The organism is Vibrio sp. 1078-1, from assembly GCF_033340475.1.
This window is the reverse complement of record NZ_JAWOWM010000928.1, coordinates 1-514: the sequence shown is the minus strand read 5'-3', so window position 1 is coordinate 514 and position 514 is coordinate 1. Positions and strand designations below refer to the sequence as shown.

1 protein-coding gene and 1 pseudogene are annotated in these 514 nt (G+C 44.0%); both read left to right on the top strand.

Annotated features, from left to right (window positions below; translation table 11 throughout):
* Positions 1-259 (top strand): FtsX-like permease family protein (locus R7190_RS30905; protein WP_318138348.1); only part of this gene is annotated, 259 nt, incomplete at its 5' end.
* Positions 259-514, top strand: a pseudogene (locus tag R7190_RS30900) (carotenoid 1,2-hydratase); the annotation flags it as partial. The gene R7190_RS30905 and the pseudogene R7190_RS30900, both read left to right, overlap by 1 nt.

The following is a 514-nucleotide window of genomic DNA, read 5'->3' as shown; positions in this document are numbered from 1 at the left end:
CCTAGGGGGCTTACAACTGTTCGCCTTTGGTGCCATTGCTGCGATTATAGCAGTACCGTTAGGATTGGCCTTGGCCCACCTAATTGTTTATGTCATCATTAAACAATCTTTTGGTTGGTCACTCGAACTGCAAACCATTCCTTGGGAATATGCACAAACTATCGCTTGGGCAATGCTCGCGATTATGATCGCCGGGGCGTTACCCGTAATTCGAATGATTAAGAGTACGCCAATGAAGTCGTTGAGGGATGCGTTGTAGTGGAAAAACAAAACTCTAAAAAACGCATTTTTGCTTCGATGCTGATTGTTGTCGTTTTTGCTATGTTGACTGGAGCGACGTTGTATTCAACGTTTTGGCTAGAGCCTACTGCTACCCAAGAAAACGAAATTAATTCGGTACTGACGCGAGAAAATAAAACCATTTTTGAGCCGGTTTTACCGGACGAGCATGTCTCATTGCCTTCAGACTTTCGCTTCCATCCTGAATATCAACATGAATGGTGGAACTACTTTG